Origin of the sequence: Nocardia sp. NPDC057440, assembly GCF_042802915.1 — a bacterium.
In the GTDB taxonomy this organism is placed as follows: domain Bacteria; phylum Actinomycetota; class Actinomycetes; order Mycobacteriales; family Mycobacteriaceae; genus Nocardia.
Genome location: NZ_JBHVDF010000040.1, coordinates 1 through 5,571 on the forward strand (window position 1 = coordinate 1; position 5,571 = coordinate 5,571).

Annotated in this window: 1 protein-coding gene; it reads left to right on the plus strand. The window is 65.6% G+C overall.

The window, feature by feature from the left end:
* The coding region (locus ACFU4Z_RS36445; RefSeq protein WP_379072924.1) for an amino acid adenylation domain-containing protein at positions 1–5,571 on the plus strand (5,571 nt) is incomplete at both ends.

Consider the following 5,571-nt stretch of genomic DNA (forward strand, 5'->3'; position numbering starts at 1 on the left):
CTGTTCGAGGCATCGACGGTCGAGTCGCTGGCGGCGCGGGCCGAACGCAAGACCGGTTCGGGTCGGGCCAGGCCCGCGCTCGTCGCAGGCGCGCGGCCGGAGCGGGTTCCGCTCTCGCCCGCGCAGCAGCGGTATTGGTTCCTCAACCAGTTCGACACGACGGCCTCGGCGGTGGACAACGTTCCGTTCGCGGTGCGGTTGTCGGGCGCGTTGGATGTCGAGGCGCTGCAGCAGGCGATCGGTGACATCTTCAGCCGCCACGAGGTGCTGCGCACCACCTACCCGACGTCCGATGACGGGCCGTACCAGGTGATTCTGCCGGCCAGGGAGGTCACGCCGGAGCTGCGCGTTGTCGAGGTCGCCGAGTCGGAGCTGCTCGGCGCGGTCATCGAGTTCGTGCTCACGACCTTCGATGTCACCGAAGAGGTGCCGCTGAAGGTGGCGCTGCTGCGGCTGTCGCCGCAGGAGCATGTGATCGCGATCGTCGCACATCACGTGTCCGTGGATGGTGCGTCGACGGGTCCGTTGGCCCGCGATCTGATGGTCGCCTACATCGCCCGGTCGAACGGCGACGCGCCGCAGTGGGCGCCGTTGCCGGTGCAGTACGCCGACTACGCGGTGTGGCAGCGTGCGGTGCTCGGTTCCGAGGATGATCCGGAATCGATTGCGGCGCAGCAGATCGCGTACTGGAAGTCGACGCTGGATGGCTTGCCGGATCAGCTGGAACTGCCGTCGGATCGGCCGCGTCCACCAGCGCAGTCCTTCCGCGGTAGCGCCGTACGCTTCGAGATCTCCGCCGACCGGCACGCCCGGCTGCAGGAACTGGCGCGGGCCAACAACGCCTCGCTGTTCATGGTGGTCCATGCGGCGCTCGCGGTGCTGCTCGCGCGTTTGTCGGGCACCGACGACATTGCGATCGGCACGCCGATCGCGGGCCGTGGTGAGCGCGAACTCGACGACATGATCGGCATGTTCGTCAACACTCTGGTGTTCCGTACCCAGGTACGACCGGGTGACCAGCTCACCGAGCTGCTCGCCACGGTGCGGGAACGGGACCTCCAGGCGTTCGCGAATGCCGACGTGCCGTTCGAACTCCTCGTCGAGGTGCTCAACCCGGTGCGCTCGACGGCGCGCAACCCGCTGTTCCAGATGGGTCTGTCCTTCCAGAACATGGCAGACACGACCTTCGAGCTGCCCGGATTGTCGGTGAGCGCGGTCGACTTCGGTGACCAACTTGCCAAGACCGATCTGCAAGTCACCGTCCACGACACGTACGCCGACGACGGCACACCCGCCGAGATCGTCGCCCAATTCGGTTATGCCACCGATCTGTTCGATGAATCGACAGTGCGCGGATTCGTCGACCGATTCGTGCGAGTGCTCGACGCGTTCATTGCCGACGACTCTGTCGTCATCGGCGAGATCGATCTGCTCGCGCCGGAAGAGAACGCCCGGATTCTCGGCGCGTGGAACGACACCGCGCATGCGGTCGACTCGGCCGCGACACTGGTGTCGCTGCTGGAGTCGACGGTGGCGGCGACGCCGAACGCCGTGGCCCTTGTCTCTGACGAGGTCGTCGGCGAGCGTCAGGAACTCACCTACGCCGAACTCGACGCACGGGTGAATCGCCTGGCGCGGTACCTGATCGAACGGGGTGTCGCGCCGGAGGACCGGGTCGCGCTGGCCATCCGCCGCTCGACCGATCTGGTCGTGGCGATGTACGCGGTCGCGAAAGCGGGTGCGGCGTATGTGCCGATCGATCCGGATCAGCCCGCCGACCGCGTCGAGTACATCCTCGACACCGCGGCACCGGTCTGTGTACTGACCACCGGCCGTGACGAATTCACCGCCGCCGCGGTCGACACCGTGGCGATCGACCAGCTGGATCTGTCGGAGTTCTCGGCCACCGCGGTGGCGGCTGACGAGCGTCGCGGGGCATTGACCGCGGCGAACACCGCATACGTGATCTTCACCTCCGGTTCGACCGGTCAGCCGAAGGGTGTCGCACTCCCGCACGGTGCGATCGCCAACCAGTTGCAGTGGAAGACAGCCGAATTCGGCCTCAATGCCGGTGACGCGGTGCTGCTGAAGACGGCCGCGACCTTCGACCTGTCGGTCTGGGAATTCTGGTCGGCCGCGGTATTCGGCGGCCGACTGGTGATCGCCGCCGCGGACGGGCATCGCGATCCCGCGTACCTCAACCAGTTGATGGCCGAGGAATGGGTGACCACGCTGCATGTGGTGCCGTCCATGCTGGACGCGCTGCTGAGCGCCGAGCTGCCCGACTCGCTGTGGCGGGTGCTCGCCATCGGTGAAGCACTGTCCGGCGCGCTTGCCCAGCGATTCCGGCAGGCCTACCCGCGCATCGAGCTGTTCAACCTCTACGGTCCGACCGAGGCCGCGGTGTCGATCACCAACCACCGCGTCACCGCTGCGGACACCGGGTCGGTGTCGATTGGTGCGCCGGAGTGGAACAGTCGTGTCTACGTGCTGGATTCGCGGTTGCGTCCGGTTCCGGTGGGTGTGTCCGGTGAGCTGTATCTTGCGGGCGCGCAGTTGGCGCGCGGTTACTTCGGGCGGGCGGATCTGACCGCTGAGCGGTTCGTTGCCAATCCGTTCGAAGCGAATGCCCGGATGTATCGCACGGGTGACTTGGTGGCGTGGAATGCCTCAGGCGAGTTGGAGTATCGGGGCCGCACGGACTTCCAGGTGAAGATTCGTGGCTTCCGTATCGAGCTCGGCGAGATCGAGGCCGCCTTCTTGCGGTTGCCCGAGGTTGCGTCGGTGGCTGTGCTCGCGCACGTCGATCCGAACCTGGGTGATCGTCTGGTGGCGTATGTCGTGCCTGCCGAGCCCGGTGGGTTCGATAAGCAGCAGGTGAAGGCGGCTTTGTCTGCGGAGTTGCCTTCTTACATGGTGCCGTCGGTGTTGGTTCCGCTTGATGCGTTGCCGTTGAATGCCAACGGGAAGTTGGATCGGAAGGCGTTGCCGGAGCCGATCTTCGAGAAGGCGGTGTTCCGCGCGCCGACTACTCCGATCGAGCAGATCGTGGCGGGTACTTTCGCTGACGTGCTCGGGTTGGCCGATCGTGCGGGCGATCAGCGTGTCGGTCTGGATGACGATTTCTTCGCCAGGGGCGGTAACTCGCTGCTGGCGACGCAGGTTGCCGCGCGGTTGGGGCAGGCGCTGGATACTCGGGTGCCGGTGCGGTTGTTGTTCGAGGCGCCGACAGTGGCGGCGTTGGCTGTTCGGGTCGAGCAGCAGGCTGGTGCCGGTGGCCGTCGTGAGTTGGTGGCGGGTCCTCGGCCGGAGCGTATTCCGTTGTCGCTCGCGCAGCAGCGGATGTGGTTCCTGAACCGGTTCGATACGGAGTCGGCTGCCTATAACGTGCCGATCGCGGTGCGGTTGTCCGGCGAGCTGAACGTCGAGGCATTGCGGCAGGCGATCGCGGATTTGGTGGGCAGGCACGAAGTACTGCGCACGGTCTACCCGGCGATCGATGGCTCCGCTGTCCAGGTGATCCTGTCGCCCTCGCAGGCGATGCTGCCGTTGGCCGAGCACACCATCAGCGCGGAACGGATCGAATCCGCTGTGGTGGAATTGATTTCGATGCCGTTCGATGTCACCGAGCAGGTGCCGGTGCGTGTCGCGTTGTTCGAGATCGAGAGCGAGACACCGGAATACGTGATCGCCATGGTGGTGCATCACATCGCGGGTGATGGTTCCTCGGTCGGTCCGTTGGTGCGCGACCTGATGACGGCGTATGTCGCGCGGTCGATGGGTGAGGCGCCTAATTGGTCGCCGCTCGAGGTGCAGTACGCGGACTTCAGTATCTGGCAGCGGGAGTTGCTCGGTAGTGAGGACGACCCGGAATCGTTGATGTCGAGTCAGGTCGCCTACTGGCGCACCGCACTTGCCGATCTGCCCGAGCAGTTGGATCTGCCGATGGATCGGCCGCGTCCCGCGACGCAGTCGTTCGCCGGTAGCACTGTGCACCTCGGTATCGACGCTGATCTGCATCGTGGTCTGGTCGAGGTGGCGCAATCCGAGGGCGCGACGCTGTTCATGGTCATGCACACCGCACTCGCGGTATTGCTGGCACGTCTGTCGGGCACCGAGGATATTGCCATCGGTACGCCGATGGCGGGTCGTGGTGAAGCGGCGCTGAACGATTTGATCGGTTCGTTCATCAACACCCTGGTCTTCCGCTCCACTGTGCAAGCGGGCGAGTCGTTCACAGGCTTGTTGTCGCGTCAGCGTGCGACGGATATTCAGGCGTTCGCGAATGCCGATGTGCCGTTCGAGCGTTTGGTGGAGGTGCTGAACCCGGCTCGTTCGACTGCCCGGCATCCGTTGTTCCAGGTGGGCCTGTCGTTCCAGAACCTCACCACCACAACCCTGGAGCTGCCCGGCCTGACCGTGTCCGGCGTCGACTATGACAGCGGAATTTCGCAGTTCGATCTGCACCTGATCCTCACCGACACCTACGACGAGTCCGGCACTCCCACGGGTATCGATGGCCTCTTCACCTACGCGACCGAACTGTTCGATCGCGCCACGGTCGAGGGCTTCGCGGATCGCTTCCTGCGCCTGCTCGACAACATCGTGGCAACACCCGCCATCGCTGTCGGTGACCTGGAACTGCTCGCGCTCGCCGAGCGGGATCGCACTGTCCTCGACTGGAACGACACCGCGCACGAGCTCGCACCGGCCACGCTGGTGTCGATGTTCGAGGCGCGGGCGCTGCGAACCCCGGATGCGACAGCGGTGGTGTTCGAGGGGACGAGTCTGACCTATGCCGAGTTCTCGGCACGGGTGAACCGTCTTGCGCGACACCTGATTTCCCTCGGTGTCGGCCCGGATTCGATGGTGGCGCTCGGTATGCGGCGCTCGCTGGATCTGGTGGTCGGCATGTACGCGGTGGGCGTGGCAGGCGGTGCGTACGTGCCGTTGGATCCCGATCACCCGGCCGAGCGCAGCCACTATGTGCTCGACACCGCCGCCCCGGTGTGTGTGCTGACGACCGCGCGCGACAACTTCGACGCGGGCACCACCAGCACACTCGAGATCGATGCCCTCGATCTGTCGGACTACTCCGACGCGCCGGTTACCGACGCCGACCGCCGTGCACCCTTGCGGCCGGAGAACTCCGCCTACGTGATCTTCACGTCGGGCTCGACGGGCCGCCCCAAGGGTGTCGCGGTTCCGCACACGGCGATCGTCAATCAGATCGAGTGGATGCTGGCGGAATACCCGCTCGGCGCCGACGATGTGTATCTGCAGAAGACCGCGACGACGTTCGACGTGTCGCTGTGGGGCTACTTCATGCCGCTGAGCGCGGGTGCGACCCTGGTTGTCGCGACGCACGACGGCCATCGTGATCCGGCCTACGTGGCCGAGATGATCGCGACCCATCGGGTCACCGTGACCGACTTCGTGCCCTCGATGCTGACCGTTTTCGCCGCGCAGTCCGCGCCGGGTTCGTACCCGACCTTGCGGGATGTGTTCGTCATCGGTGAAGCACTGCCGCCGGAAACGGTGACAGCGTGGATCGCCGTGTCGGACGCGGCG